The 320-nt window shown below is 34.7% G+C and carries 1 pseudogene; it reads left to right on the top strand.

What is annotated here, in order from left to right:
• A pseudogene (locus tag ELQ16_RS09835) lies at positions 1 to 320 on the top strand (hypothetical protein); the annotation flags it as partial.

The raw sequence follows: 320 nt of genomic DNA, 5'->3' as shown, positions 1-320 counted from the left end.
AAAGCCTTAAGAAGTGATATAGTTGAGGGTAAGATAAAAGATCCAAGGGATGTAGATTCTACTTATGAAAGCAGAAGAGAATTTGATCGTTATATGGATGGGTATTCTAATGGTATGATTAATGCTTATGGTTATGATATTCCAAATGACTGGAATGATGCACAATTAAAAATAGATTCTATGATATTAACTGCCAAACTAGCAGCCCTCACTCCTCCTCAAGGCTATCCTAATGCACCAAGATATTTTACCCCTGAAAAACTAGAATGGTATTATAAAAGACATAAGCTTGATAAACTCCTTGATCCAAGAATTCCTGC

Source organism: Campylobacter sp. US33a (assembly GCF_004378855.1).
Lineage (GTDB): Bacteria > Campylobacterota > Campylobacteria > Campylobacterales > Campylobacteraceae > Campylobacter_D.
This window is presented reverse-complemented; position numbering and strand designations above follow the sequence as displayed.